Origin of the sequence: Actinomadura chokoriensis (assembly GCF_039529475.1) — a bacterium.
Taxonomy (GTDB): domain Bacteria; phylum Actinomycetota; class Actinomycetes; order Streptosporangiales; family Streptosporangiaceae; genus Spirillospora; species Spirillospora bangladeshensis.
Map to the genome: position 1 here is coordinate 97,956 of NZ_BAAAMW010000014.1, position 24,704 is coordinate 122,659.

26 protein-coding genes, 1 pseudogene and 1 riboswitch are annotated in these 24,704 nt (G+C 71.0%); of the genes and pseudogenes, 7 read left to right on the forward strand and 20 right to left on the reverse strand.

Annotated elements, in window-relative coordinates; all coding sequences use genetic code 11:
• Window positions 1-6: 6 nt before the first annotated feature.
• The 6 genes from ABFX46_RS27155 to ABFX46_RS27180 all read right to left on the reverse strand — a co-directional run bounded on the left by ABFX46_RS27155 (window position 7) and on the right by ABFX46_RS27180 (window position 4,382).
• Window positions 7-453 (reverse strand): PH domain-containing protein, encoded by a 447-nt coding sequence (locus ABFX46_RS27155; RefSeq protein WP_346046352.1) that lies wholly within the window; start codon window positions 451-453, stop codon window positions 7-9.
• Window positions 446-1,321, reverse strand: coding sequence for an ATP phosphoribosyltransferase (hisG, locus tag ABFX46_RS27160; RefSeq protein ID WP_346046354.1), 876 nt, complete (start codon window positions 1,319-1,321; stop codon window positions 446-448). Before hisG ends, ABFX46_RS27155 begins: the two co-directional genes overlap by 8 nt.
• Window positions 1,322-1,412: 91 nt before the next feature.
• On the reverse strand, window positions 1,413-1,919 hold the full coding sequence (ribH, locus tag ABFX46_RS27165; protein WP_346046355.1) for a 6,7-dimethyl-8-ribityllumazine synthase: 507 nt from the start codon (window positions 1,917-1,919) through the stop codon (window positions 1,413-1,415).
• Window positions 1,919-3,151 carry a bifunctional 3,4-dihydroxy-2-butanone-4-phosphate synthase/GTP cyclohydrolase II gene (locus ABFX46_RS27170; RefSeq protein WP_346046357.1) on the reverse strand — a complete coding sequence of 411 codons (1,233 nt, stop codon included), beginning with the start codon at window positions 3,149-3,151 and terminating at the stop codon, window positions 1,919-1,921. Before ABFX46_RS27170 ends, ribH begins: the two co-directional genes overlap by 1 nt.
• Window positions 3,148-3,792 carry a nicotinamide riboside transporter PnuC gene (gene pnuC / locus ABFX46_RS27175; RefSeq protein WP_346046359.1) on the reverse strand — a complete coding sequence of 215 codons (645 nt, stop codon included), beginning with the start codon at window positions 3,790-3,792 and terminating at the stop codon, window positions 3,148-3,150. Before pnuC ends, ABFX46_RS27170 begins: the two co-directional genes overlap by 4 nt.
• Complete coding sequence (locus ABFX46_RS27180) at window positions 3,789-4,382, reverse strand: riboflavin synthase (RefSeq protein ID WP_346046361.1); 594 nt, start codon at window positions 4,380-4,382, stop codon at window positions 3,789-3,791. Before ABFX46_RS27180 ends, pnuC begins: the two co-directional genes overlap by 4 nt.
• Before the next feature lie 71 nt (window positions 4,383-4,453).
• Window positions 4,454-4,584, reverse strand: a riboswitch (FMN riboswitch).
• A gap of 155 nt (window positions 4,585-4,739) precedes the next feature.
• On the opposite strand from ABFX46_RS27180, the gene ABFX46_RS27185 reads away from it, so the two are divergent.
• The gene (locus tag ABFX46_RS27185; protein ID WP_346046363.1) at window positions 4,740-5,150 is read left to right on the forward strand and encodes a DoxX family protein; all 411 of its coding nucleotides are present in this window, start codon (window positions 4,740-4,742) and stop codon (window positions 5,148-5,150) included.
• A gap of 86 nt (window positions 5,151-5,236) precedes the next feature.
• Here the strand turns inward: ABFX46_RS27185 and ABFX46_RS27190 are convergent, their stop codons facing one another.
• Together ABFX46_RS27190 and ABFX46_RS27195 are read right to left on the reverse strand one after the other, a co-directional pair.
• Complete coding sequence (locus tag ABFX46_RS27190) at window positions 5,237-5,881, reverse strand: hypothetical protein (protein ID WP_346046365.1); 645 nt, start codon at window positions 5,879-5,881, stop codon at window positions 5,237-5,239.
• Window positions 5,878-6,657 (reverse strand): ATP-binding protein, encoded by a 780-nt coding sequence (locus ABFX46_RS27195; protein WP_346046367.1) that lies wholly within the window; start codon window positions 6,655-6,657, stop codon window positions 5,878-5,880. Before ABFX46_RS27195 ends, ABFX46_RS27190 begins: the two co-directional genes overlap by 4 nt.
• 179 nt (window positions 6,658-6,836) lie before the next feature.
• On the opposite strand from ABFX46_RS27195, the gene ABFX46_RS27200 reads away from it, so the two are divergent.
• Window positions 6,837-7,694, forward strand: coding sequence for a helix-turn-helix domain-containing protein (locus ABFX46_RS27200; protein ID WP_346046369.1), 858 nt, complete (start codon window positions 6,837-6,839; stop codon window positions 7,692-7,694).
• Between the two features lie 6 nt (window positions 7,695-7,700).
• Window positions 7,701-7,898, forward strand: a complete 198-nt coding sequence (locus ABFX46_RS27205) for a DUF397 domain-containing protein (RefSeq protein ID WP_346046371.1) — start codon at window positions 7,701-7,703, stop codon at window positions 7,896-7,898.
• Between the two features lie 155 nt (window positions 7,899-8,053).
• On the opposite strand, the gene ABFX46_RS27210 is transcribed toward ABFX46_RS27205, so the two are convergent.
• The 3 genes from ABFX46_RS27210 to ABFX46_RS27220 form a co-directional block, all read right to left on the reverse strand.
• Entirely contained in the window at window positions 8,054-8,563 is a 510-nt protein-coding gene (locus ABFX46_RS27210; protein ID WP_346046373.1) for a GNAT family N-acetyltransferase, read from the reverse strand.
• 438 nt (window positions 8,564-9,001) lie between these two features.
• Entirely contained in the window at window positions 9,002-9,484 is a 483-nt protein-coding gene (locus ABFX46_RS27215) for a hypothetical protein (RefSeq protein WP_346046375.1), read from the reverse strand.
• Window positions 9,485-9,492: 8 nt separating this feature from the next.
• The gene (locus ABFX46_RS27220) at window positions 9,493-9,966 is read right to left on the reverse strand and encodes a hypothetical protein (RefSeq protein ID WP_346046377.1); all 474 of its coding nucleotides are present in this window, start codon (window positions 9,964-9,966) and stop codon (window positions 9,493-9,495) included.
• A 543-nt stretch (window positions 9,967-10,509) separates the two neighbouring features.
• Between ABFX46_RS27220 and ABFX46_RS27225 the strand changes: the two genes are divergently transcribed.
• The 3 genes from ABFX46_RS27225 (at window position 10,510) to ABFX46_RS27235 (ending at window position 13,040) form a co-directional block, all read left to right on the forward strand.
• Window positions 10,510-11,367: a GntR family transcriptional regulator gene (locus ABFX46_RS27225; protein ID WP_346046379.1), complete on the forward strand. Its 858-nt coding sequence runs from the start codon at window positions 10,510-10,512 to the stop codon at window positions 11,365-11,367.
• Window positions 11,368-11,806: 439 nt separating this feature from the next.
• Complete coding sequence (locus tag ABFX46_RS27230; RefSeq protein WP_346046381.1) at window positions 11,807-12,109, forward strand: hypothetical protein; 303 nt, start codon at window positions 11,807-11,809, stop codon at window positions 12,107-12,109.
• 631 nt (window positions 12,110-12,740) lie between these two features.
• Window positions 12,741-13,040 carry a hypothetical protein gene (locus tag ABFX46_RS27235; protein ID WP_346046383.1) on the forward strand — a complete coding sequence of 100 codons (300 nt, stop codon included), beginning with the start codon at window positions 12,741-12,743 and terminating at the stop codon, window positions 13,038-13,040.
• A 461-nt stretch (window positions 13,041-13,501) separates the two neighbouring features.
• On the opposite strand, the pseudogene ABFX46_RS43590 reads toward ABFX46_RS27235, so the two are convergent.
• Window positions 13,502-13,783, reverse strand: a pseudogene (locus ABFX46_RS43590) (NUDIX hydrolase); the annotation flags it as partial.
• 206 nt (window positions 13,784-13,989) lie between these two features.
• On the opposite strand from ABFX46_RS43590, the gene ABFX46_RS27240 reads away from it, so the two are divergent.
• On the forward strand, window positions 13,990-15,480 hold the full coding sequence (locus tag ABFX46_RS27240) for a P-loop ATPase, Sll1717 family (protein WP_346046385.1): 1,491 nt from the start codon (window positions 13,990-13,992) through the stop codon (window positions 15,478-15,480).
• A gap of 15 nt (window positions 15,481-15,495) precedes the next feature.
• Here the strand turns inward: ABFX46_RS27240 and ABFX46_RS27245 are convergent, their stop codons facing one another.
• The 8 genes from ABFX46_RS27245 to ABFX46_RS27280 form a co-directional block, all read right to left on the reverse strand.
• Window positions 15,496-16,131 carry an HAD-IA family hydrolase gene (locus ABFX46_RS27245; RefSeq protein WP_346046386.1) on the reverse strand — a complete coding sequence of 212 codons (636 nt, stop codon included), beginning with the start codon at window positions 16,129-16,131 and terminating at the stop codon, window positions 15,496-15,498.
• On the reverse strand, window positions 16,128-16,805 hold the full coding sequence (gene rpe / locus ABFX46_RS27250; RefSeq protein WP_346046388.1) for a ribulose-phosphate 3-epimerase: 678 nt from the start codon (window positions 16,803-16,805) through the stop codon (window positions 16,128-16,130). Before rpe ends, ABFX46_RS27245 begins: the two co-directional genes overlap by 4 nt.
• 12 nt (window positions 16,806-16,817) lie before the next feature.
• Window positions 16,818-17,768: a phosphatase PAP2 family protein gene (locus tag ABFX46_RS27255; protein ID WP_346046390.1), complete on the reverse strand. Its 951-nt coding sequence runs from the start codon at window positions 17,766-17,768 to the stop codon at window positions 16,818-16,820.
• A 15-nt stretch (window positions 17,769-17,783) separates the two neighbouring features.
• The gene (locus ABFX46_RS27260; RefSeq protein WP_346046392.1) at window positions 17,784-19,190 is read right to left on the reverse strand and encodes an RsmB/NOP family class I SAM-dependent RNA methyltransferase; all 1,407 of its coding nucleotides are present in this window, start codon (window positions 19,188-19,190) and stop codon (window positions 17,784-17,786) included.
• Window positions 19,190-20,116 carry a methionyl-tRNA formyltransferase gene (gene fmt, locus ABFX46_RS27265; protein ID WP_346046393.1) on the reverse strand — a complete coding sequence of 309 codons (927 nt, stop codon included), beginning with the start codon at window positions 20,114-20,116 and terminating at the stop codon, window positions 19,190-19,192. The genes ABFX46_RS27260 and fmt overlap by 1 nt, the downstream gene beginning before the upstream one ends.
• A complete protein-coding gene (def, locus tag ABFX46_RS27270) occupies window positions 20,117-20,662 on the reverse strand; it encodes a peptide deformylase (RefSeq protein WP_346046395.1) in 546 nt (181 codons plus the stop codon). It lies immediately after the preceding gene.
• A gap of 88 nt (window positions 20,663-20,750) precedes the next feature.
• Window positions 20,751-22,559 carry a hypothetical protein gene (locus ABFX46_RS27275; RefSeq protein ID WP_346046397.1) on the reverse strand — a complete coding sequence of 603 codons (1,809 nt, stop codon included), beginning with the start codon at window positions 22,557-22,559 and terminating at the stop codon, window positions 20,751-20,753.
• Between the two features lie 16 nt (window positions 22,560-22,575).
• Window positions 22,576-24,690, reverse strand: a complete 2,115-nt coding sequence (locus ABFX46_RS27280) for a primosomal protein N' (RefSeq protein WP_346046399.1) — start codon at window positions 24,688-24,690, stop codon at window positions 22,576-22,578.
• Between the last annotated feature and the right edge of the window lie 14 nt (window positions 24,691-24,704).

Genomic DNA, 24,704 nt, shown 5'->3' on the forward strand with positions numbered 1-24,704 from the left:
CGGGGGTCAGACGGGGTCGGGGGCTTCGCCTCGGGTGCGCAGGAGGGCTTGGAGCTCGGACAGCTGGCGGGCGGCGAGGGCCTTCTCGGCGCCGTTGATGCCCATGGCGCCGATGGACGTGCCGTCCGACAGGTCGAGGGTGGGCCAGGGGTCGCCGACCGTCATGCTGACGTCCAGGATCTCCGGCCATTCGAGGCGGCGGGTCTTGAAGGCGTTCACGACGGTGACGCCGGACTCGTCGGCGGTGACGCGGCAGCGGGCGAGCATGTGCAGGATCCACGCCACGGCCGCGCCGAAGCCGACCATCAGCACCCGGTCGAACGTCTTGTACTGCTCCGGCACCACCACGGCGAGCGCGATCAGGCCGAGGACGACCACGCCCGCCGTGGTGTAGGCCACGATCCGGGTGGTGCGGGGACGCCACACGGTCGGCAGGGCCGGTGTCTCAGCCAACGATCTTCGTGATGGGGATCTCGAGGATGTCGTGGGCGCCGGCCGCCTTCAGGGCCGGGATCAGCGTGTTGACGCCGCGCTTGGCGACGACGGACTCGACGGCGTTCGACTCGCCGCCGGCGAGCGAGGTGACCGTCGGGGACGCCATCGCGGGCATGATGTCGAGGACCTTCCGCAGGTCGGCCTGCGCGACGTTCAGCTTCAGCAGCACCTTGCCGCGCGCGCGGATCACGCCCTGCAGCAGGAGGGAGATGTCCTCCATGGCGGCGCGCTTCTCGGCGTTCTCGTAGGCGTCCCGGTTCGCGACCAGCTCGGTGTAGCTGGTCAGGAGCGTGTCGAGGATGCGCAGGCCGTTCTTGCGCAGCGACGAGCCGGTCTCGGTGAGGTCGACGATCGCGTCCACGATGTCGGGCACCTTCGCCTCGGTCGCGCCGTAGGACGGGACGACCGTGGCCTTCACGCCGTGCTGGTCGAGGAACCGCTTGGTCAGCGCCGGGAACTCGGTGGAGATCCGGACGCCCTCCGGCAGGTCGGCCACCGACTGCCACGGCGCGCCGTCCGGCACCGCCATGATCACGCGGACCGGGTTGGCGGTCGCCTTGGAGTACTTCAGCTCGCCGAGGCTGACGACGTCGGCGTCGGTCTCGGTGATCCAGTCGCGGCCGGTGATGCCGAGGTCGAACAGCCCCTGCTCCAGGTAGGTCGGGATCTCCTGCGGGCGCAGGACCCGGACCCGGTCGATGCGCGGGTCGTCGATGGAGGCGCGGTAGTCGCGGTCCGACGAGCGCTGGACGGTGAGGTCGGCGGCGTCGAACAGCTGCATGGTCGCCTTCTCCAGCGACCCCTTGGGCAGGACGAGTGACAGCACGGAATTGCCTTTCGGTGAGGATGCGTACGGGATACCGGGTGCTCAGGAGCCCTGATGCGCGAGTCCTTCAGGGGCGGAACCCCTGTACTCGCTACAGATGCTCAGGGCCGTGCCCGGCGTGACCGTGATGCCGCAGACCTCGCAGGGTCAGTGCCGTGTCGAGTGCGGCCACAGTCGCCTCCCATCCCTTGTCCTCGGAGCTGCCCGGCAGCCCGCTGCGTTCCAGTGCCTGCTCAATGGTGTCACATGTGAGGACCCCGTTGCCCACCGGAGTCGACTCGTCGAGCGCGACACGGGTCACACCCGTGGTCACGGAGTCGCAGACATAGTCGAAATGGGCGGTGGCGCCCCGGATGACCGCGCCGAGGCAGACGACGGCGTCGAGGTCGCGGGCCATCTGCTGGGCGACCACGGACAGTTCGAGCGCGCCGGCGACGCGGGCCACGACGGGCTCGTCCACGCCGCACGCCTTCGCCGCGGCGAGCGCGCGGTCGAGCAGCTGGTCGGTGATGTGGCCGTGCCAGCGGGTGCAGACGATGCCGAGCGTCAGCCCGGCCGCGTCGACGGTGATGTCCTCGGGGCGTCCCGCGCCGCTCATCAGAGTCCCTCGATCCGGTGTCCGAGACGGTCGCGCTTGACCGTCAGGTAGCGCCGGTTGTGCTCGGTGACGACGACGGGCATGGACTCGCGTCCGCGCACGTCCACGCCGAAGCCGTCCAGGCCCTTGAGCTTGTCCGGGTTGTTGGTGAGCACCCGCACCGACCGTACGCCCAGGTCACGCAGCATATGCGCCGCGTTGGAGTACTCGCGCGCGTCGGCGGGGAGCCCGAGCTCCAGGTTCGCGTCGACGGTGTCGGAGCCGTTGTCCTGGAGCGCGTACGCCTTCAGCTTGGCCAGCAGGCCGATGCCGCGCCCCTCGTGCCCGCGCAGGTAGAGGACGATGCCGCGGCCCTCCTGCGCGATGCGCTCCATGGCGGCGTCGAGCTGGGTGCCGCAGTCGCAGCGCTCGGAGTGCAGGACGTCGCCGGTGAGGCACTCCGAGTGCGCCCGGACCAGGACGTCGTCGCCGTCGCCGAGGTCGCCGAGCACGAGCGCGATGTGCTCGCCGCCGTCGATGGCGCTGGAGAACCCGACGGCGCGCCACATGCCGAACCGGTTGGGCAGCCGGGTCTCGACGACGCGGGCGACCATGTTCTCGGTGCGGCGGCGGTGTTCGGCGAGTTGTTCGATGGAGATCAGCTTGAGCCCGTGCTCCTTGGCGAAGACCTGGAGTTCGGGCAGGCGCGCCATGGTGCCGTCCTCGTTCACCACCTCGGCGAGGACGCCGGCGGGCGCGAGCCCGGCGAGGCGGGCGAGGTCGACGGCGGCCTCGGTGTGGCCGCGGCGGCGCAGGACGCCGCCCTCCCGGTAGCGGAGCGGGAAGATGTGGCCGGGCCGGACGAGGTCGCGGGGCTCGGACGCCGAGTCGCACAGCGTCCGGATCGTCCGCGCGCGGTCGGCGGCGGAGATGCCGGTGGTGACGCCGAGGCGGGCGTCCACGCTGACGGTGTAGGCGGTGCGCATCCGCTCGGTGTTCTGCGCGGTCATCAGCGGGATCTGCAGCCGGTCGAGGTCCTCGCCCTCCATCGGGACGCAGATCACGCCGCTGGTGTAGCGGATCGTGAACGTCAGCAGTTCGGGCGTCGCCTTGGACGCCGCGAAGATGATGTCGCCCTCGTTCTCGCGGTCCTCGTCGTCGACGACCACGACGGGACGTCCCGCCGCGATGTCCTCGATCGCCGCCTCGATGGGGTCGAAGATGCCGTCGCCGTTGATGTCGTTGCCGCTCATGCGGTCACCGCCTTACCTGCCGTGGGGGTTTGCACGCCCCGGGACTCCCGGAGCCAGTTCCTGAACCCGGCCATCACCATCACGAAGAAGATCCCGTAGACCGCGCCGGAGACGTACAGCCCGGACTTGAGCGCCAGCGGCACCCCGACCAGGTCGACGAGCACCCACACGATCCAGAAGTCGACCAGCGCGCGGCTCTGCGCGAAGGTCGCGACGGCGCTGCCGACGAAGATGTAGGCGTTCGCCCACGGCGACCAGGCGATCTGCAGCCAGTCGAGGTGGGTGAACAGCTGGGCGACCACGGCCGTGCCGGCGAGCAGCGCGCCGATCAGGACGGCGCGTTCCCGGAGGGTCGCCTGCCGGACGACGAGGCCGCCGGTGTTCCGGCGTCCGCGCGTCCACATGACCCAGCCGTAGGCGGCGAGGCCGCAGAAGAGCACTTGCTTGAGGGCGTTGCCCGGGACGTTCGCGTGCAGCGAGGCGGCGAGCAGCAGCAGTGCGCCGACGAGCTGCACGGGCCACGTCCAGAGGGTCTTGCGCATGGCGAGCCAGACGACGGCGAGCGAGAGCACGTTGCCGACCAGGTCGGTCCAGAGGATGTGCTCGCCGAAGACCTCGAAACCCGCGCCGAGCCAGCTCACGACCGGTCGCCCATCATGCGTTCGACGTACTTGGCGACGACGTCCACTTCGAGGTTCACGGGGTCGCCGGGCTTCTTGTGGCCGAGCGTGGTGAGGGCGAGCGTCGTCGGGATGAGCGCGACGCTGAACCGGTCAGCGCCGGCCTCCACCACCGTGAGGCTGATGCCGTCGACGGTGATCGAGCCCTTGTTCACCAGGTAGCGGCTCAGGTCGGGGGGCAGGGACACCGTGACGACGTCCCACCGCTCCCCCGGCTCGCGGGAGATGATCGCGCCGACGCCGTCGACGTGGCCCTGCACGAGGTGCCCGCCGAGCCGGTCGGACAGCCGGACGGGACGTTCCAGGTTGACCTTGGAGCCGGGTTCCAGCGCGCCGAGGCTGGATTTGTCGAGGGTCTCCTTGATGGCGTCGGCGGTGAAGACACCGTCCTTGACGTCCACCACGGTGAGACAGACGCCGTTGACCGCGATCGACGCGCCGTGGACGGCGTCCTCGGTGACGAGCGGGCCGCGGATCGCGAGGGCGACCGAGTCCCCCCGAGGGTCGATAGCGACGATCTCGCCGAGCTCCTCGACGATGCCGGTGAACATCTCCCGGGCCTCCTAGTTCAGGGCTCCGGGGGACGTTCATACATCGTCGTACGCCCCTGGCCAGGGGCGTACCGCGCGCTGCCTCCCATCCGGACTTTAACCGTCGGTCCCGGAATTCCACCGGGTCAACCGGCCGATGGCTTCGGCCGGGTCGCGGACTATCACCGCCGGTTCGGAATTTCACCGACCCCGGAGCACGCGTTCATGCTTTGCCAACCAGTGTGCCACGCATTCCATTCCGAGCCCCATGTGACCATCGCCACTGCCGTCCACGGGTTGAACGTTCAACGATCTTGGAACGCGGGTAGACCCTGGGACACATGTGACGCATGACGACTTTTCCCCCTGGAGGCAGTCATGGACGTCGTCGCCCTCATCGCCCGCATCGCCTTCACCGCGATCTTCGTCGGCGCCGGCATCGGCCATCTCACCGCCACCGACGCCATGGCCGGGTACGCGGCCGCGAAGAAGCTCCCCATGGCCAAGCTCGCCGTACAGGTCTCGGGCGCCTACATCCTGCTCGCGTCGGCCCTGCTCGTCCTCGGCATCTGGCCCGACCTCGCCGCCATCGCCCTCGTCCCGTTCCTGCTCATCACCGCCGTCGTCTTCCACGACTTCTGGACGCAGGAGTCCCCGGAGGCCCGCCAGATGGAGCAGCAGCAGTTCCTCAAGGACATCGCCTTGGCGGGTGGTGCGCTCGCCCTGTTCGCCCTGTACGCCTCGGACAACCACCCCGGCCTGAACCTGGTGGGCCCCCTCTTCACCTGACCCCGTCGTTGATGGCCGCGCCGCCGAGCGGCCCCGGTGGCGCAGCCGTCGACGGCGGCACCCCCGTGAACGCGGCACGGCGCGCTTCACGGGACCGGGAAACTGCGGATCGTCCAAGCGCCCCTCTTGAAGAGCCGGGGGCGATGAGGCCGCTCCACGGTCGTCCGCTCGCCGAGGATCATCGGTTCACCGCGCAGGTAGCGCCGGTACAGGACGATCAGGTCGGCGTCCGGGAGCAGGGGCCATCGGCTCGTCCGGCCGCTCGCCTTGTCGATGAGCAGCACCGTCTCCGCGTCGGGCCCCGGACCCCGCGCCGGCTCTGGTGCGCCCGCCCGCACCTCCCTGGCGACGTAGAAGGCACCGAGGTCGGTGAGCGAGACGAGCCGACGCGCACGACCCGTGGACGCGCCGTTGAAGTGCGCGTCCGCGCGCGCCCACGCGGCACCACGGTCAAACGGGAGACCCAGGCGGGTCCCGTGCGGCAGAGGCGCGGCAGCGACACGATGCCTGGTCGGAGAGGGGGTCTCCGTCTGGCAAGCCGGGCACGCCGCCGCCCTCGCGGGACGATGCGCGTCCAGAAGATCGGCGAGCGCGACCACCGCACCGGCCAGGATCCGGCTCGGTTCGGCGGCCGGGTCGTCCCCCGCGAGGACGGCGAGGGCGGCGTCCCGCGCTTCACGGACGAGAGCCTCCGCCCGCTCTCGCAGATCACCATGGGAGCGAGCCGTCATCGGGCGTCACCTCCGGGGACGAGGCTGTGCTCGTGGTGGCTGACGACTTCGTCGGCGACATCGTGCAGATCCGCGAACGGCCGGCACGCGTAGGCGTCCCGGGTACCCGGCCGGACGCGCCACCTGAACACACCGGGCGGTTCTGACCACACGGTCAGGCCCCGCATCGTGACCACGGAGCGGTCGGACCCGTGATGGCAGCGCGTGCCGTCCAGTCCCCTGGCGAGCAGCAGCCGACGCAGCACCACGGCCGCCTCCCACGGAAGCGGACGAGGGTGGTGAGGCTGCGCGCACATCCGGGCGGACGGGACGCAGAACCAGGTCGCCTTGCCCGGCACCGGCAGCGGCCCCAGCCGGGACCGCGTCCGCTGCCAGCCCCACCCGGCCGAGAGGGCGTCGACGACCGCGATCCCCCGGCCGTTCTCCGCCCAGGCACCGTCCGTCCTCACGGGACGCGTCCACCGGGGCTTCGGGTCGAACACCTTGAACACGAACTGGCTCTCCGGCGTGACGCGGTGATAAGCCCAGAGCTCAAGGACGCGCCCGCCGGGCGCCGCCGCGCAGGCCGACGTGCCGCCGATGCCGTGCCGGAGACCATTCGTCACCAGTTCCGAGGCCGCCAGCGTGACGTCCTCGACGAGTTCATCCGACGCCTTGGCCGCCGTCAGCGCGGCGCGCAGATGCGCGCGGGCGACACCCGCACACGTCTCGTCGGCGGGCAACGGCCAGGCCGAACACCCGCCGAGCACCAGATCAGGGAGATGGCCGTGAGCCATGGGGGTCTCCTCACCGAGCGATCTATGTCGAAGCAGCAAGATCGTTTCCGTAATCGGCTGCGAACGCTGCGTTACGGGCTAGATAATGAACTCACTCGGCCATAGATCGCAAGGCTAAGTGAGATAGATAATCCAGATTCTTGAGATCATGATTTTCAAAACCCACAGACTGGAAGGGAATGGACATGGCGGACATTCGCGCCAGCGGCTACAGCCCGACGATCAAGAAGCGCGCCCTCAGCCGCAAGCTGGTCGACCTGCGAAAACAGTGCGGCTTGACGACAGCTCAGGTATGCAGGCAACTCAACTGGAGTCACACGAAGCTCAACTACATCGAGAAGGGCAAATGGGTCGAACCGAACAGCGACGCCGTCGCCGACCTCTGTGAGCTGTACGGCGTTGAGGGCAGCGACCGTGAGGCCCTGATCAAGCTCACCCGCGAGGCCCGCCAACGCGGCTGGTGGCGCAAGTACAACGACGTGTTCGTCAGCGAACTGCCCGGCTTCGAGGCCGGCGCATGCCATATCCGCACGTTCGAGAACACCGTCATCCCAGGACTGCTCCAGGTTCCCAGCTATGTCGAGCTCATCACCAGAGCGAATGGATACCAGGACGAGGCAGAGATCACCCGGCGAGTCGACGCTCGGCTGGAGCGGCAGAAGATCCTTACACACGAGAGGAGGCCCTGCCGCCTCCACGCGGTCATCGATGAGAACGCCATCTTGCGCATCAACAACGTGCAGGTACGAAGTGAACAACTACAGCACCTCATCCAGACGTCAGAACGCCGCAACATCGAACTGCAAGTCCTTCGTATGGCAGATGGCGTGTATCCAGAAGCAGGGGAGGTGTTCACTTACCTCACCTTCCCTGATGCGGCGGAGCGCGACATCGTCTACCTGGAGACCAGCGTCGACAACCGGCTCCTTGAGGAGAACGACGAACTCGCACGCTATATGGTCAGGTTTGACCGGTTGTGCGCTGCGGCACTCGACGCGGCGACGACGCACGCTTACCTGACCGAACAGCTTGAGTGAGGCGAGATGGACGAATCGCGGGTGACCTGGCGCAAGAGCAGCCGCTCGCTCGGCAACAACGAGCAATGCGTCGAAGTGGCGAGCGTCTCTGAGACCGTGCTCATCCGGGACAGCAAGGACGGTGATGGCCCGAGGCACATCATGACGCCAGCGGCGTTCCGGGAGCTGATCGGCCGGATCAAGAGCGGTGGGCTCAACCTGTAGGACGCGGCACGCCGACTTGCGGCGAACGCGTGGTCTCGCTTCTTTAGCCTTTGACCTGGGAAAACGAGACTACGCACCCGCCGGGACGAGTAGTTGGGCCGCGGGTGGCCCATCAATCGGGTTCGGCATCGCACGCGAGGACGGCCGCCGACTGCTCACGCCTCCCGCAGCCGTTTGGCGAAGACGATGGCGTGCCGTTCGTAGCCCATCCGGTCCTCATAGAACGGCACGGACACGGGGCTCGCCGCGAAGGTCTCCAGCGTGAGCAACTCGGCCCCGCGCTCGCGCCCCCAACGCTCCACAGCCTCCATCAGAGCCGTTCCCACCCCACTGCGCCAATGGCTGCGCTGCACCGCCAGCGCGTTCACGAACACACGGCGCATCCCGACATCCCGAGTCACCTGGCGATCGGCGTCCTCGTTCGGCGGCGACAGAGCCGCATGGACGAACCCGACAGCCTCACCGTCCTGGTCTGCGACGAGGGACAGCCTGTCCGCGCCGCCGCCCACCAGCTTGCCCTCCAGCCAGCGAGCAAGACCGTCACTACGCGGCGACCGAAACCAGTCCGGCGCGATCTGCCGGTAGAACTCCGCCGAGTCCTGCCAAGCCTCCGCCACACCGCTGCCGTCTCCCGAACGCGCCGGACGAATCTCAAAGGCGATCACCCCCGCAGTCTCTCCGGCCCCCGCCGCCAAAGGGAACCCCGCCCCGCGTCCTGCGCGGCTCAGAGCCGCCCGGATACCACCCCGGCGCACAGTAACTCCAGTCAAATCCCGCAACCCGGTCACTCCAACCAACGCCAGCAGGCCCTCCCAGCGCGACACGAAACGTTGATCTGCGGCGTGTTGTTGTTATGAGGCGCCTCATAACAACAACACGCCGCAGATCAACGAAGCGGACGGGCGGCTGGGACGGGCGTACGGGGCCTACCCGTGGGCGGAGGCCGAACGACGAAGGCGGCGGCGCGGTGCTGCTGCGCGGCTGGTGGTATACGGGGACCGGCTGGGGGATGCCGACCTGGCCGCCTCTCGACTGCCTGTCCCGCTCCAGCCGCGCATGCCCCGCGATCGGACTGGTGCAGTGCCCTTGAAGCCCGTGCAGCATCACCGCGCTCCGCTCTCACGCACCGCCGCGTGTCCCGGAGGTCCAGCAGCCGCACCAGATCCAATGTCGGGATCGGCACGCCGACAGTCCACCGCCGACACCCCCGCACCCACCGCCGGGATGATGTCCAGTGCCTCACCCGCCCGCTCGATGCCCAGCCGCGCCAGACTCGCCCGCGCCAACACGATGGCGTCGAACTCCTCACCCGCGTCCAGCCGCCCGAGCCGCGAATTGACGTTGCCGCGCCGGTACTCCACCCGAAGATCAGGCCGGACCTGCCCGAGCTGCGCACGCCGCCGCACCGCCGAGGTGCCCACCAGCGCCCCCGGCGCCAGATCGGCCAGACACTGCACCTTGCTCGCCATCGGGAACAGCACCACATCGGCGGTGTCGTCGCGTTCGACGTAGGCGGCGAACACCAGCCCCTCCGGACGCGGCACATCACCCGGCACGTCCTTGAGGCAGTGCACCGCGACATCCACCCGGCCCGTCAACAGCGCGCGCGGTCGATCTCCCGCATGAACGCGCCCTTACCGCCCAGCTCACCCATGTGGCCCCGATGCCGATCCCCGGCCGTCTGAATCCCCTCCACCTGGACATTCGCCAGCTCCTCCAGCCGCGCGGCCACCCCGCGCGCCTGCACCATCGCCAGGCGCCTGTCCTTTATCCAGATCCACGACGGCGTCTCGCCTTCGTGCCAGCACGCCAGAAACCGTTCCCGCGCCTCTCGCAGCAGCCGCCGGAACTGGCACGCCTGAATCTCCAACCGGGCGGCCGCCGGCTTGACGTCGCAATCGGACTCCATGAACACCGCCACCACTTCCCGATCACGCGACGTCAGCGCCTCGTCCACGATCTGCCGCGCCGCCAAATGATCGATTAGCAGTTCGGCGAAAGCCCCTTCCTCCCCCCGCCACCAGTAGCGCGCGAAGTTCAACCCCGGAACGGCGACCAGGGGCTTCATGGTGTTCCCCGTGCCGGCGCCACATCATCGGCCTGCACCCGGCGCTGGATCGCCGCCGCAGCCACCGCCCGCAGCTACCGCACCGAAGGCCGGTCATCCGACAGGCACACCCGCTCCATCATCGCCGACCAGGCGATCTCCAACCGGTCATCGAAACTCAGCTCGGTGCACCCACCACACATCCCGCGTGATGACCTGCACTGCGAGACCGTTGACCTCGCACAGCCGCCACCCGTGCCGTAACTCCGCGTCCGCGCCCAGCGTGCCGGCCGAAGGCGGCGCCCACGACGACGGGTCAGCGCCCGCCACCTTCTTCGCCTCACGTCCCGTCGTCCCCATGCTCAGGCCCACTCCCGAACCGGGAACGTGCGGTGCTTCAACAGCACGTCCAGAGCTTCCGCCGCCGCCTTGATGTCCCCGCACGGGGAGATGAACCCCGCCCGATTTGCTTCAACAAATCGCGGCTACGGGTTCACGGTGCCGGTAGACTGCGCGCCCGTCAATAAGATTCAACAAATCCGCCCTACATGAGGAGCTGAACACGTGGGGTCAGCGCGGTACAACGGGATCGCTGATGACTTGCTCCGACGTATCGATGCAGGTGAGTGGCAGTCCGGCGAGACTCTGCCGCAGATGGAGAAGCTCGCGAAGCACTACGGCGCCAGCCGGAACGCAGTGGCGCGCGCAGTCGGAAAGCTGGCGAAGGAAGGCCGTCTGGTCTCAGTACCCCGCCGTGGGACTGTTGTGCGGCCCAAGCACCGCAAGACCGTCATGCGGACCGATCTGGTCAAGCGCAACAGCCGGCACGTCAAGGACGGCGAGGAGTTCACGGGCGGCTACAGCTTCCCCGCCGCTGTGGGCAATGAGCTGTGGATACACCACGTTAAGCCGGATGTCCGCAAGGCCCCCATCGACGACCCCCGCCTTGCGCACATGCTGAACGTGCCAGTTGGTGAGCTGGTGATGAGACGCCTGCGGGTTACTGGGCCCGAGGGGGAACCAGCGTTCCAGATCTCCACGACGTGGATTCATCCCCGCATCACCGCCGAAGTGCCCGAGGTTGACGAGTCGTACGGCACAGGGCCGGGAGCTTGGATCAACGCCATCGAGGCCAAGGGACACGGCCCTCTGGAGTGGCTTGAGCGCCGACGAGTGCGTATGCCGACCACCGATGAGGCCAAGTTGCTCCTCATCCCCACCGAGCTGCCCGTTTGGGAGATCGTGCGGACCAGCTACAGCGCGAGGGACGAGAACGCGGTCGATGTCACACAGGTCATCATCGCGGGCGACCGTATGGAGGAGGTCTCCCGGTTGCGACGCGACGAGTCCGCCCAATGGCCCCACCGTCTCAACGGCCCGGATGGTCCTCCTGTGGCACCGGCCGAGGAGCGACGGGGGTAGCATCACGCTCCCCGTGTGGGGATTCTCCCTACGTAGGCCAAGGCGCGCGGCGCACCGCCGCGCGCCTTCGCTCATGATGAACCGATGCATGCCGGGCTGCGGCCACTTCGGATCGCGCTGACCGGACGGAGTTGCGGAGGCTCGGGACCGTTACCGGACGGCCCTCCCACCGTTCCCCACCGTGACGCGCTCCCAGTCCACTCCGGCCCCTGCCATCCGCGAACCGTGCGGTGTTCCGCGACCCGCGGCCGCAGGCTGCGGACCATTGTGCACGGCTCGCGGAGATCAGCACGCATCTGACTCCAGTCAGGGCTACATCCGTCCTCACGTGGCCGCCCCGTGTCGCTGTAACAGCGGGTCACCAGGAACCTCCGCCCCACTGCGGACGTCTCATCCACCGCCAGAAGTCGAAACTGTCATTTCGCGAGAGGACCCCGCAGTGGCCGACCCGGAGAAGCTGCACATTGACGTTGACGCCGATGAGATCCTCCTCCGCGTCATCTCTTGGGGACTGATGCTCTCTATTCCGTGGGTCTTCTATGTGACAACTCGCGTCGTATGGGCACTGGTGCCACCGGAACTCCTATCCGCGTTCAGCCACGTGTTGGGTCAAATCACCACTGAGCGGGTGACGGCCGCAAGCCTGGCCATGGGCGGGCTCGGCGGCCTTATAACCGGCATAACCGCTTGGCAGAGGCGACGTGAGGAGTTGCGCACGCGGCAGGATGAAGCGAGAGCTTAGCCGGACTAACCATGGGCTAGACCCCCACGGCCTTCAGTCACATCCATCGGAACCGGTCAGCGACCTGTAGGCAGCTCCCGATGCCCGCTCAACACACCCGGTAGGCGCGCAAGATTCGGCTACTTCGGTTCCCAACCAACCCCGGCCCCCACCCCTTGCAACGACCCAGCCCCAGCGTAGGGCTCTGCCCGTAAGTGCGTGTGCGGCTCGGTCACCGCGCTAAGCCGCCGTCGCGCAGACTAGAGGCAGGGGTGCGCACCTACGTAGGTCCCCACGAGGGTGAGGCAGGCGCAGGGTCGCCGGGCGCGGGCTTGGACGGGGACCCCTCCGGCGGGCCACCCCGGGCTGATGTGGGCAGCCGGTTAACAGCCCAGAGCCGTGCGAGGCTAGCAGCCCGCCGCCCCGCCCAAGCCCGCGCCCGACTCCCCACAACAGCCCACGCCAGCACACCCGAAGACGCGCACCGCGACCCCGCCCGTGCCCGTGCCGCTGGACCGGCAGCCGCCGCCACCCCACGCACCCACGGCACCGCGCGCGAGGCGGCCGCCGGCACGCTCCCCACCGCGATCACTTGGCACCCGCACCCGCACCGCGCCATCCTGGAGACGAACGCCAGGAGGGACCAGACCCGATGAGCGAAGACTTGGCCGCCGTCATCGCCGAGCAGCTAAGGCGATCCGGGCAGACCAGCACCGTCTACCACTCACCCGACGAGCGCGACCGCCTACGCGCCGCCGGACGCCAAGCCGGACGCCAGCTGAACCGCCCCGTCCGCACGTTCGACACCGCCGCCCGGCATCCACGCTGCGACGCCGACCAATGCGGCACAGTCCTCATCGCCGTCACCGATTGGGGCACCAACCCCCTAGAGCGCCAGCTCAGCGAGACCCGCGCCAACAAGGCCATAGACCGCGCCCTAGACGGCCCGTAACCAGCGACGACCGTTCCGGGCCGTGGCCCGCAGGTGGCCCGCGAACAGCGAGCACCAGCGGCAACCAGCGCGCCCCAGCGAGACAAGGTCAACGCCAGCGCCGGACGCCGAGGCAGTCAAACCCGCGGGTCAGCCCACATACCTGCATGTCACCGGGGCCCGATCTCTCGGATACCGCCCCGCCAGAGCACCGATTGATCTGCGGCGTGTTGTTGTTATGAGGCGCTCCATAACAACAACACGCCGCAGATCAACGAAGCGGACGGGTGGTCAGCGTGGGGCGGGGGCTTCGCGGGAGTCGTCGGCGTGGTCGAAGTACCTGGCGAGGTAGTGGCGGTACATCGCGCCGGTGGCGGGTGGCACCTCGCCCCCCGTGGAGAGGTCTTGCCGCTCGTGCTCCGTATTGAAGCGCCCGGTGTGCTGGTCGAAGGACCGCTTGCGTCCACATCGACGTCCAGGCCGAGTTCGTCCTCGGCGATGCGGGCGAGGGCGGCATCGATGCCCTCCGGCTTGAACATGCGTAGGCCGGGGAGCTCCCACTTGTTCTGGTACGGCGGGATGGTGCGCCGGACGAGCACGACGCCGCCGTCCTCAGGCTGTTCCACCACGAGGTCGAACGTGGGGATCACCGGTCGCCGTCGGGCATGGCGATGCCGATCAGTACCGGGTCGTGCGTGACGTGGGCGCGTATCTCGTCCTCGATCCGCAGACGCCCCGCTTGTTGGCCTCGTACTCCTCTTCATCTGATTGGACGCACGGACGACCCGGTCGCCAGGCCGGTGCTTCGGTCGCCTCGGATGTGTCTGGACGTTCAGACTTCCGTTACTCCGGCGTGGGTGTCCAGTGTGGTACCCGGTCGAGCCGAAGGCCGGGGCGGCGGGTCTTGCCGGGGGGTGGGGGGCGGGTGAACTCGTTTACGGAACGTACCGCCGCGGACTCGGGAAGGCCCATGGCCAAGTTGTCCTTGTCGCCCAAGATCCTCGACGTCCTCGACTTCGGGACTCCCTCGGCGGAACGCGACATCTCGCGCGGGCTGGAGAAGTACTTCGTGGAGTCGCCGGCGTACCAGCGCGTCCGGTCCGGGGCGAAGACGATCCTGATGGGCAACCGGGGGTCAGGGAAGAGCGCGATCTTCAAGGTGCTGGCCAGGCGGGAGCGCGCCGCCGGGAGCCATGTCATCGAGCTCTCCCCCGAGGACTACTCCTACGAGCTGCTCGGCTCGACGATGGAGGCCGAGCACGCCGGCTCGTGGGCGAAGACGGGCGCGTACGCCGCCGCCTGGAAGTACCTGATCTACGTCCTGGTCATGAAGGCCCTCGCCCGGAAGGGGATGCGGCTGACGAAGGGCGGCGGCCGGGAGATTCACCGGTACATCAGGGACAGCCACGGCGCGCAGCAGCTCGGCACGCTGTCCCTGCTGGTCTCCTACCTGAAGCGGCTGGAGGCCATCAAGATCGGCCCGATCGAGGCCGGGCTGCGGACGCGGGAGCTGGACCGGCTGTACAAGCTGGAGGAGATCCACAACCTGCTGCCGGCGCTGCAGCGGGTGCTGGACGGCCAGCGGGTGGCGGTGTTCGTCGACGAGCTGGACCGCGGCTGGGACTCCTCCGAGGACGCGAAGGCGTTCGTGTCCGGGCTGTTCCAGGCGTGCGTGTCGATCAACGGGCTGCACCGGAACCTGCGCGTGTACGTGTCGCTGCGGCAGGAGCTGTACGACGACATCCCGGCCCTGTACGAGGACGCGCAGAAGCACCGCGACCTGCTGGAGAAGATCCACTGGTCGGAGGAGTCGCTGCTCGAACTGATCGCCAGGCGGATCCGGTACTCCGCCCGCGAGAAGGGCTTCGACGTCGAGGCGCTCGAACGGGCCGGCGACCGTGCCTGCTGGTCGGCGGTCTTCTCCGGACCGCCGGGCCGCGAACCCGGCGCCTCGTTCGGCTACATGGTCGACCGGACCCTGTACCGGCCGAGGGAGCTCATCCAGTTCTGCTCGGAGGCCCTCGAACAGGCCAGGGGGCGCGTCTCGGCGCTGCCCGTCCCGTACTCGGCGATCGAGCGGTCCGAGTACGGCTACTCGGCGGAGCGGACCAAGGACATCGCCGCCGAGTACCGCTCCCAGTACCCGGGGCTGCTGAGCATCTTCGAGGTGTTCCGCAGCCGCCCCCACACGATGGGCCGGGAGGAACTCGAACTGCTGTGCTTGGAACTGGCCTTCGGCGACCTGCCCACGCACGGCACGGAGTCGTGGCTGCCGCTGCGCGATCCCAACGACCTCATCGAGATCCTGTGGCGGTCCGGCCTGCTCACCGCCCAGCCCACCGGCGGCGGGCCGTACCTGGGCAGCCACCAGGCGCAGCATCTCAACCTGGCGGCCGTCCAGCGCTTCCGCGTCCACGACATGTTCCGCGCCTCGCTCGGTCTCACGGCCGGGGACGCTTGAGCCCGCGCGGGCGCGTCACAGGCTGATGTGGACGCCCTCCGGGGTCGTGGTCACGGAGGCCAGGTCCGTGATGATGTGGTGGGCGGCCGTGAGGACGGAGCGGTCGTGGCTGGTGGTCACCGCCAGGACGGTGGCCCCTGCGGCGCGGCCGGCGGCTATGCCGGCGGGGGCGTCTTCGATGACCACGCAGGTGGCGGGGTCCACGCCCAGGTGCGCGGCGGCTTGGAGGTAGCCGGACGGGTCGGGTTTGCCGTCCTGGACGTCCTCGGCAGTGACGACCACCGGTGGCAGGGGCACGCCGGCCGCGGTGGTGCGGAGTTTCAGTTGGGGCCTGTCCATCGAGGTGACGAAGGCGTGGGGCAGGCCGTTCATCGCGGACAGGAGGGCCACCGCGCCCGGGAGCGCCGTTATGCCGTCGGTGCCCGTTGATTCGAGGGCGTCCAGGCGGGCGGTGGCGTCACCGACCCGGTCGGGTGGGAGGAAGTCGGCGACGCGGTCGCTCGTGCGGCGGCCGTGGGCATCGGACAGGAACGCGTCCGGGTCGATGCCGTACTCGGCGGCCCATTCGCGGGCCGCGCGCTCGACGAGGGGGGTGGAGTCGACCAGGGTGCCGTCCACGTCGAACAGGACGGCGGCGCAGCGCAGGATCACCAGTTCGCCTTGGCCGTGGCGTCCTCGGCCTGGGCGCGGAGGTTGCGGATCGCCTCGACCGGGTCGTCGGCGCCGTAGACGGCGTTGCCGGCGACGAAGACGTCCGCGCCGGCCTCGGCGCAGCGCTCGATCGTCTCGGCGCTGACGCCGCCGTCCACCTGGAGCCAGACGGGCAGGTCGCGGCCCTTGATGAGCTCGCGGGCGCGGCGGACCTTCGGCAGGACGACGTCCAGGAACTTCTGGCCGCCGAAGCCGGGCTCGACCGTCATCAGCAGGAGCATGTCGACCTCGCCGAGGAGGTCTTCGAAGCCGTCCACGGGGGTGGCCGGGTTGATGCCGAGTCCCGCGCGCGCGCCGGCGGCGCGGATGGCGCGCAGGGTGCGGATGGGGGCCTTCGCCGCCTCGGCGTGGATGGTGACGCTCTTCGCGCCCGCCTCCGCGTACTCGGGTGCCCAGCGGTCGGGGTCCTCGATCATCAGGTGGCAGTCGAGCGGCAGCCTGCTGTGCTTCAGCAGCGCCCGGACGACCGGCAGTCCGAGGGTCAGGTTGGGCACGAAGTGGTTGTCCATGACGTCGACGTGGACCCAGTCGGCGGAGTCGGCGATGCGCTCGACGTCCTCGGCCAGACGGGCGAAGTCGGCGGACAGGATGCTGGGTGAGATCTGCGGAGCCATGATGCCCAGAGTCTATTGGTGCAGTTCGGCCCGATCGTCACCCGGCCGGGTGAGACCGGGGGTGGGGCGGGCGGCCAGGCGGAGCCGGACGAACGTCTCGGGCGCGCCTGCGGTGACCCACAGCGCGAGGAGCGTCTGGACGGCGAACGCCTGGGCGAGGTCCGCCCCGTCCGGGAGCAGGTCGAGCGCGGCTATGGCGGCGGCGCCGGCGAGCCCGACGGGGAGGCGGGCGAGGCGCTGCCAGGCATGCCCGCCGGGGTCGAACCAGCCGCGTGCCGCGAGGAGCGACAGGCCCGCGAGGGCGCCGCAAAGTGCACCGGAGGCCCGGGCCGAGTCCGTCAGCGTGACGGGGGCGGTCTGGCCTCCGGCCGCTCTGATCGCATCCGCCCAGGCTTGGGGCCACTGCCAGTTCTCCAGCGGCTGCCACGCGCCCCAGGCCGCCGCCAGCAGCAGCAGGGAGATGACCAGTGAGAGGACCATCTGCACGGCCAGATGGCGGCTGGTCCACCACGGGACGACGATGGGTTCGAGCGCTAGGACGACCACCAGGAGGGTCAGGCCGATGGCCCAGCCGGCGAGGACCTGGCCGGTCGAGTGGACGCCCAGATAGACGCGGGACACCCCGATCAAGGCGATGACGACGGCGGCGCCCGCCCAGAGGAGCCGCCGCCTGGTCTGGGCGGCGAAGAACCCCCACGCGACGATCCCGTTCTGGGCGTGGCCGGACGGCATCCCGAACGACGACAGCGACTGCCTGCCCTTGACGGCGGGGTCCGCCCAGTACGGGCGCGGCTCGTGGAAGACCAGCTTGAGGAGCGTGTTGAGCAGCGCGCCGGACAGCAGGACGACCGACGCCCGCGCGGCGAGGCGCGGCGCCACGCACCAGAACAGCGCGATGAGCAGCGGGACGTAGAAGGCCGAGCTGCCCAGGTACGACATGAAGAGCATGAAGTCGGTCAGCACGCGTCTCCCAGGGGGCTAAGTGCGGCGCAGGAGGGCCAGGAACATCGCGTCCGTGCCGTGGCGGTGCGGCCAGAACTGGGCGTACGGGCCGTCGCCCACGCCGGTGAGGTCCGGGCTGAGCGACGTGAGGACCGCGGGTGCGTCGAGCCGTTCGACGTCGTCGCGCCTGCGCAGGACGTCGTCCACCACCACGCGGGTCTCGGCCAGGTGCGGCGAACAGGTGACGTAGGCGACGACACCGCCGGGCCGCACCGACTCCAGTGCGGTGGCGAGCAGCTTCCGCTGGAGTGGGCCCAGTTCGGCGACCGCTTCGGGGCCCCGGCGCCAGCGGGCCTCGGGGCGGCGGCGGAGCGCGCCCAGGCCGGTGCAGGGCGCGTCCACCATGACCCGGTCGAAGGCCCCGGGACGCCACGCGGGGACGGTTCCGTCGGCGGCGACCACGCCCGTACGGGCATCGACCGCCCGCTGGACGAGCGCGGCACGGTGCGGCTGGACGTCGGCGGCCAGAAGCCGTGCGTCGTGCTGGTTCGCCAGAGCGGCAAGAAGGCCCGCCTTGCCTCCGGGGCCGGCGCAGAGGTCCGCCCAACGGACGTCACGGCCGTCCAAGGGGGCCTTGGCCAAGGCCAGGGCGACCATCTGGCTGGCCTCGTCCTGGACGGCGGCGCGCCCGTCGCGGACGGCGGCGATGGCGGCCGGATCTCCTTCGGGCAGTACGGCGGCGTAGGGCGAATAGGGGGCGGGTTCCGCGCCCGCCTCCCGCAGCTCCTCCAAGGTGGCCCGGCCGGGACGCGCGACCAGCGTCACCCTGGGGCGGGCGTTGTCGGCGGCCAGGAGTTCACCGATCTCGTCCGGTCCGACGGCGTCGCGCAGGGCGGACACGATCCACTTCGGGTGGCTGTGCGCGACCGAGAGGCGGGTCGTCGCGTCGGCGTCGGGCGGCGCCACGATCTCCAGCCAGGCGTCCATGTCGCGGGTGGCGACCTTGCGGAGCACCGCGTTGGCGAACTTGGCCTGGCCGGGGCCGGCGACGGAGCGGGCCAGCTCCACGGCCGTCCCCACGGCCGCGTGCGGCGGGATGCGGGTGGCGAGGATCTGGTGCGTGCCGAGGCGCAGCACGTCCAGCAGCGGGGCGTCGACGCGGCGCAGCTCCCGGTCGCTGCACAGCGCGAGGACCGCGTCGTAGGTGCCGCGGCCGCGCAGCGTCCCGTAGGTGAGCTCGGTGGCGAGGGCGGCGTCGCGCCCGGTCAGGCCGCGGTCGTGCAGGCGCTTGGGCAGCAGGAGGTTCGCGTAGGCGTCGCGGGTCTCGACCGCGCGGATGACGTCGAACGCCGTGCGGCGGACGAGGTCCTGGGGGCGGCCCGTCTTGCGGGGGCCGCCCGGCCTGCGGTTCTGGACGTGTCGGCGGTTGCGGGTGGGCGGCATCAGTGCAGTGCGTCCTTGCCGGTGAGGGTGACCCCGCGGACCCAGTCGGCGGCGCCCATGCGCCGCTTGCCCTGCGGCTGGACGTCGCCGAGCGCGACGGGATGCGTGGCCGTTCCCACCAGTACCTCGTTCTTTCCGGGACGGATCTCGCCGGGCTCCAGCGCGTCCGCGCCGGGCGCGAGCCGGACCGGGCCCAGCTTCACCCGCGTGTCGCGGAAGCTCGTCCACGCGCCGGGGGCGGGCGTGCACGCGCGCACGAGGCGGTCGATGTGCAGTGCGGGGCTCCGCCAGTCGACGCGGCCGTCCTCGGGTGTCAGCTTCGCCGCGTGGGACACGCCCTCGGTCGGCTGCGGCCGGGGCTCCAGGACACCCGCCTCGATGCCGTTCATCGTGTCGAGCAGGAGGGTCGCGCCGGCGACGGCGAGGCGCCCCAGAAGCTCGCCGGAGGTGTCGGCCGGCTGGATCGGCTCGGTGAGGACCCCGTACACCGGGCCGGTGTCGAGCCCCTCCTCGATCTGGAACGTGGCCGCCCCGGTCATGTCGTCGCCGTGCAGGATCGCGCGCTGCACCGGCGCCGCGCCGCGCCACGCCGGCAGCAGCGAGAAGTGCAGGTTCACCCAGCCGTGCCGGGGGATGCCGAGGGCCTCGCGGGGCAGCAGGGCCCCGTAGGCGACGACCGGGCAGCAGTCGGGCGCGATCGCGCGGAGCCGGTCGAGGAACTCGGGGTCGCGGGCCTTGGCCGGCTTGAGGACCTCGATCCCCGCCTCGGCGGCCAGCGCGGCCACCGGCGAGGCGCTGAGATGCCGCCCACGGCCCGCGGGCCGGTCGGGGCGGGTCACGACCGCCGCCACCTCGTGCGAGGAGCCCAGCAGCGCCGTCAGCGCCGGGAGCGCGGTCTCGGGAGTGCCGGCGAAGACGAGACGCACCTAGATCGCCTTCCCGAGGGTCCGGTGCGGCGACTCCTTGACGACGGGGACCGGGTCGCCGAACCACTCGGCCTCCCGGATGGCCTTCATCGCGGCCTTGCGCTGCTCGGGGTCCATCCGGTCGATGAAGATGATCCCGTCGAGGTGGTCGGTCTCGTGCTGGACGCAGCGGGCGAGCAGATGCGTGCCCTCCAGGGTGATGGGCTCGCCGTGCATGTTGAAGCCCTTCGCCACGACGCCGACCGACCGCGGCGTGGGGAACGCGAGGCCGGGCAGGGACAGGCAGCCCTCGTCGTCGGTCTCCTGCTCGTCCGACAGGTCGAGGGTGGGGTTGACCACGTGCCCGAGCATGTCGTCGACGTAGTAGGTGAACACCCGCAGGCCCACGCCGAGCTGCGGCGCCGCGAGGCCCGCGCCGGGAGCGTCGATCATCGTGTCGGTGAGGTCCTTGACGAGCTGGCGCAGCTCCTTGTCGAAGTCCTTCACCGGCTCCGCGGGCGTGCGCAGCACGGGGTCGCCGAAGAGGCGGATGGGCTTGACGGCCAACGAGGACTCCGTTTCCTGTGGGGTTTCTAGCGAACGGGATGTATCAGTCCAGTCTACGGAGACATCCGCCCCTGGTTCACACGCCGCTTCACACGCCGCGGTGCGCGCTCTGGCGCGCCGAGCGCGCCTTGTAGGCGGCGGTCCGGGCGGCCTTGGCGGTCGCCTTGTCGGGGTGGTGCGCGCCCAGGGCCTCCAGGACGTCGGCCGCGCCCGGGTGGTCCGTGCGCCACAGCTCGTCGACCATGACCTTCATCTCCGCCTCGGGCGGAGCGTCGATCAGCGCGGCCTCGACCGCCTCGTCGGGTTCGGCGGTCTCCAGCATCCCGGAGACGGTGTCGACGAACACCCAGAGGTACTCCTCGCGCGCCAGCTCCCGGCCGGACGGGTCGCCGACGGCGTTCAGCCACATCGCGGCGTAGGGCGAGACGAGCGGGTGCTCCTGCGCGGCGCGCACGACGCCCGCGGCCTCCGGGCCGATGCGGTGCAGGACGGCCGCGGCCAGGTTGCGGGCGCCGGGGCCGCCGGTCCGCATCACGTCCAGCAGGTCGGCGGCGGCGTCCTTGGGGTCGTGGGCGGCCAGCCAGCCGTCGATCTCCTCGTCGGCGGCCTCCGGCCGGTACCAGGTGAGCCCGCCGATGAGCTCGGACGCGCGCGCACCGGCCAGCTCGCCGATGAGCGGTGCGGTGAAGCCGTCCGCCAGCAGCAGTTCCCGGACGGCCCACACGCCGAGCGGCGTCAGCGCGCGCCCGTCCCCGGACCGCTCGACGATCCCCCAGTCCTCAAGGGTCGCCAGCTCCAGGTGGAACGCGTCCCGGACGAGGGCCGTCATGGCATCGGCGTCGGACAGGTCGTACGCCTCCTCGACGTGACCCAGCAGCGCCCCGGCCAGGATCTCCGGCTCGGTCGGCTCCTCCTGCTCGTACAGGTGGATGAGGACGCCGGTCAGCTCATTCTGGACGAGTTCCAGGGCGTCCAGGCCGTCCGCGTAGTCGTGGCCGGGCACGACGACCGCCTCGAACAGCGGCAGCCACGCGGCGAGCACCGCCGCGTCGTCGTCGGACCGCAGGCCGCCGCTCTCCGGCCCCGGGGAGGCGCTGCCGTGCTCGGCCGTGATGACGTTCGCCTCCACGGCGGCCCACCACAGCCGTTCCAGCTCGCCCTCGTCCTCCATTTGGCCGTGGCGGCGCGGGGTGTCCAGGCCGAGGGCGGCGCCCGCGGCCTCGATGTCGGCGTCGGTCAGCGTGTCGTGCTCGGTGAGGGCGCGTTCGCCCGTCCAGTCGGCCAAGGCCAGGACCGCCGTGGTGAGCCGTGACCCGCGTGCCGCCGCCGCCACCTCGGCCAGGGGCACACCCCGGACCGGCGGCACGACCAGCTCGCCGGCCTGCCGCAGGTACTCCTCCGTGCGGGCGTAGCGCTCCGCCTCTGGCAGCGCCTCGAACGCGCGCACCCACGCGTCGACGGCCTCCTGGTCGTCCAGCGAGACCCCGTCGGCCTCCAGCAGCCCGCTGATCACCTCGGCGGCCGCCGCCCGCTCCTCGCTGTCGACCGCGGACACGACCTCGGCGAACTCGGGCCCGGCCCGGTCGATCTCCGCCGCCAGCGCGTCGGCGTCCGGCGCGGGGACGGCGGCGGTGTCGCGCAGGTAGGCGACGATCTTGCGGAGGGCGTCGAGGACGGTCGGGACGTCGTCGCCCGAGGCGACCACGGTCTCGGGGAAGACCTCCAGCAGCAGCCCGCGGATCCCGTCCGGGGTCAGCTCGCCCGGGCCCGCGAGCCCCATCTCCTCCCGCGCGAGACCGAGCAGGATGAGGACTCCCTGCCCGTCCACCGTCTCGCCGCGCTCGTCCGCCCACCGCCGCAGGTCGGCGGCGGTGCTCTCCACCCAGTTGTCGGCCACCCGAGAACCCTATTGGTCAGATCGGCTCCAGGGGGTCGATCTGGACCCTTACCGTGTCGGCGGCCTTGCGCGCGCTGCGCACGCCCTGGGCCTCCTTCAGCGCGCGCGCCAGAGCGTGCCCGGCGGCGCGGGGGACGCGTATCAGCGCGCGCTCCTTCTCCAGGGCGTCGGCCCCCGCCTGCGTGGCGCCCGGCGGCACCGGGACGGGAACCGGCCCCAGCACCTCGGCGCCGTCGGGCAGCCGGGCGTCGGCCAGCAGCTCCCGGATGGCCGCCGGGGAACCGGTGAGCGAGGCCATCCGCGCGGCGGGCGGGAACCCCGCCTCCCTGCGCTCGGCCAGCTCGCGCTCGGCGTAGGTGGCCGGATCCCAGCGGACGAGCGCCTGGACGGCGGGAAGCGACCCTTCGGCGGCCACGATCACCGGGCCCTGCGGGCGGACGAGCGACGCGGCGTTCATCCAGCGGCGCAGCGTCTCCTCGCCGGCGCGCAGATCCGGCCGGCCCAGCAGGACCCAGCCGTCCAGCAGCAGCGCGGCCCGGTACCCCTCCTCCGCCGGCGGCTCCGCCCCCGGTGTGGACACCACGAGGGCCCGTTCGGGGCCGATCCGTTCGAGGATCGCGTCGCGCCCGGACGTCCGCACGGGCACGCCAGGGAACGCCCTGCCCAGCTCCTCGGCGGTGCGCTTGGCGCCCACCACGACGGCGCGCACCTGGAAGAAGCCGCATTCGGGGCAGTGCCAGTCGCCCGCGATGCGGCCGCACCACCGGCAGTAGGGCGCGGCATGGGACGACGCCAGCGACAGGGGCCCCTGGCATGCCTCGCACCGGGCCGGTGTGCGGCAGCGTCCGCACGCGATGCCCGGCACGTATCCGCGCCTCGGCACCTGGACGAGGACGGGCCCGTCCTCAAGGGCGTGCCGGGCGGCCTCGAACGCGACGTTCGGCAGGCGGGCCGTGCGGGCCGCCGCGTCCCGCGCGAGCTGCGCGTCCTCCCCCACGTAGCGGACGCGGGGCATCGCCGTCCGGACCCGGTCCCGGCCGGCGGACAGGGCGTGCGCCCAGCCGGTCTCCACCAGCTGCGTGGCGTCGGTGGTCCTGGTGAATCCGCCGATCAGCGCCCCGGCCTGCGCCCTGTGCGCACGCAGGGCGAGGACGTCGCGGGGGTGCGGGTAAGGCGCGTGGGGTTCGGCGTGGACGTCGTCGCCGTCGTCCCACAGCACGACCAGCCCGAGATCGGCGACGGGCGCGAACATGGCGGCGCGTGTGCCCACGACGGCTCGTGCCCGACCGCGCAGGACGGCGAGCCATCTCCGGTAGCGCTCGGCCGGGCCGAGCTCCGCCGTCAGGGCGACGTGCAGGCCCTCGCCCAGTTCGGCCTTGAGGGCGGCGTCCACGCGGGCCACGTCGCGTCCGTCGGCGACCACCACGAGCGCGCCGCGCCCGCCGCTGAGCGTGGCGGCGGCGGCCCGCGCGATGGCGGCCGTCCAGCCGGGCCCCGGCAGCGCCGTCCAGACGGCGCGCGGCGCCCTTCCGCCGGCGAGGGCGGCCAGGAACGACGGCCCGGCCGGATAGTCAGCCCAGACGCCGGCGCCGGCCGCCGGCACCTCACGGTCTTCGGCCTCCGGAACGGGCTCGGCTTCGACGCGGGCGTGCCGGGGCGGGACGGCCAGCCGCAGCACGTCCGCGAACGTGCCCGCGTACCGGTCGGCCACCTCCCGGACCAGCGCGGCGATCTCCGGGGTCAGGACCCGTTCGGACGAGGTGACCCGCTCCAGGAACAGCAGCGTGCCGTCGTGGCCGCTCTCGGCGGCCCGCTCCAGCAGGAACCCGTCGACGAGCTGCCCGGCGAACCGCACCCGCACCCGGCACCCCGGCACGGCCGCGGCGTCCAGCTCGGCGGGCACCAGGTAGTCGAACGGCCGGTCCAGGTGCGGAAGGGACATGTCGACCGCGACCCGCGCCACCGGCAGCTCCTCCGCCGGGCGGCGCGCCCCCTTCCGCCCGGTCTTGCCGGCCTTCTTCGCCGCACCCGGCTTACCGCCCCTACCAGGCTTTTCGGGCTTGCCGGCGGGCGCGCGGGGCAGGTCGTCCAGCCCCGGGATCAGGTCCGTTCCCCCGCCGTCCTTCGTCACGCCACCCGTCCTAC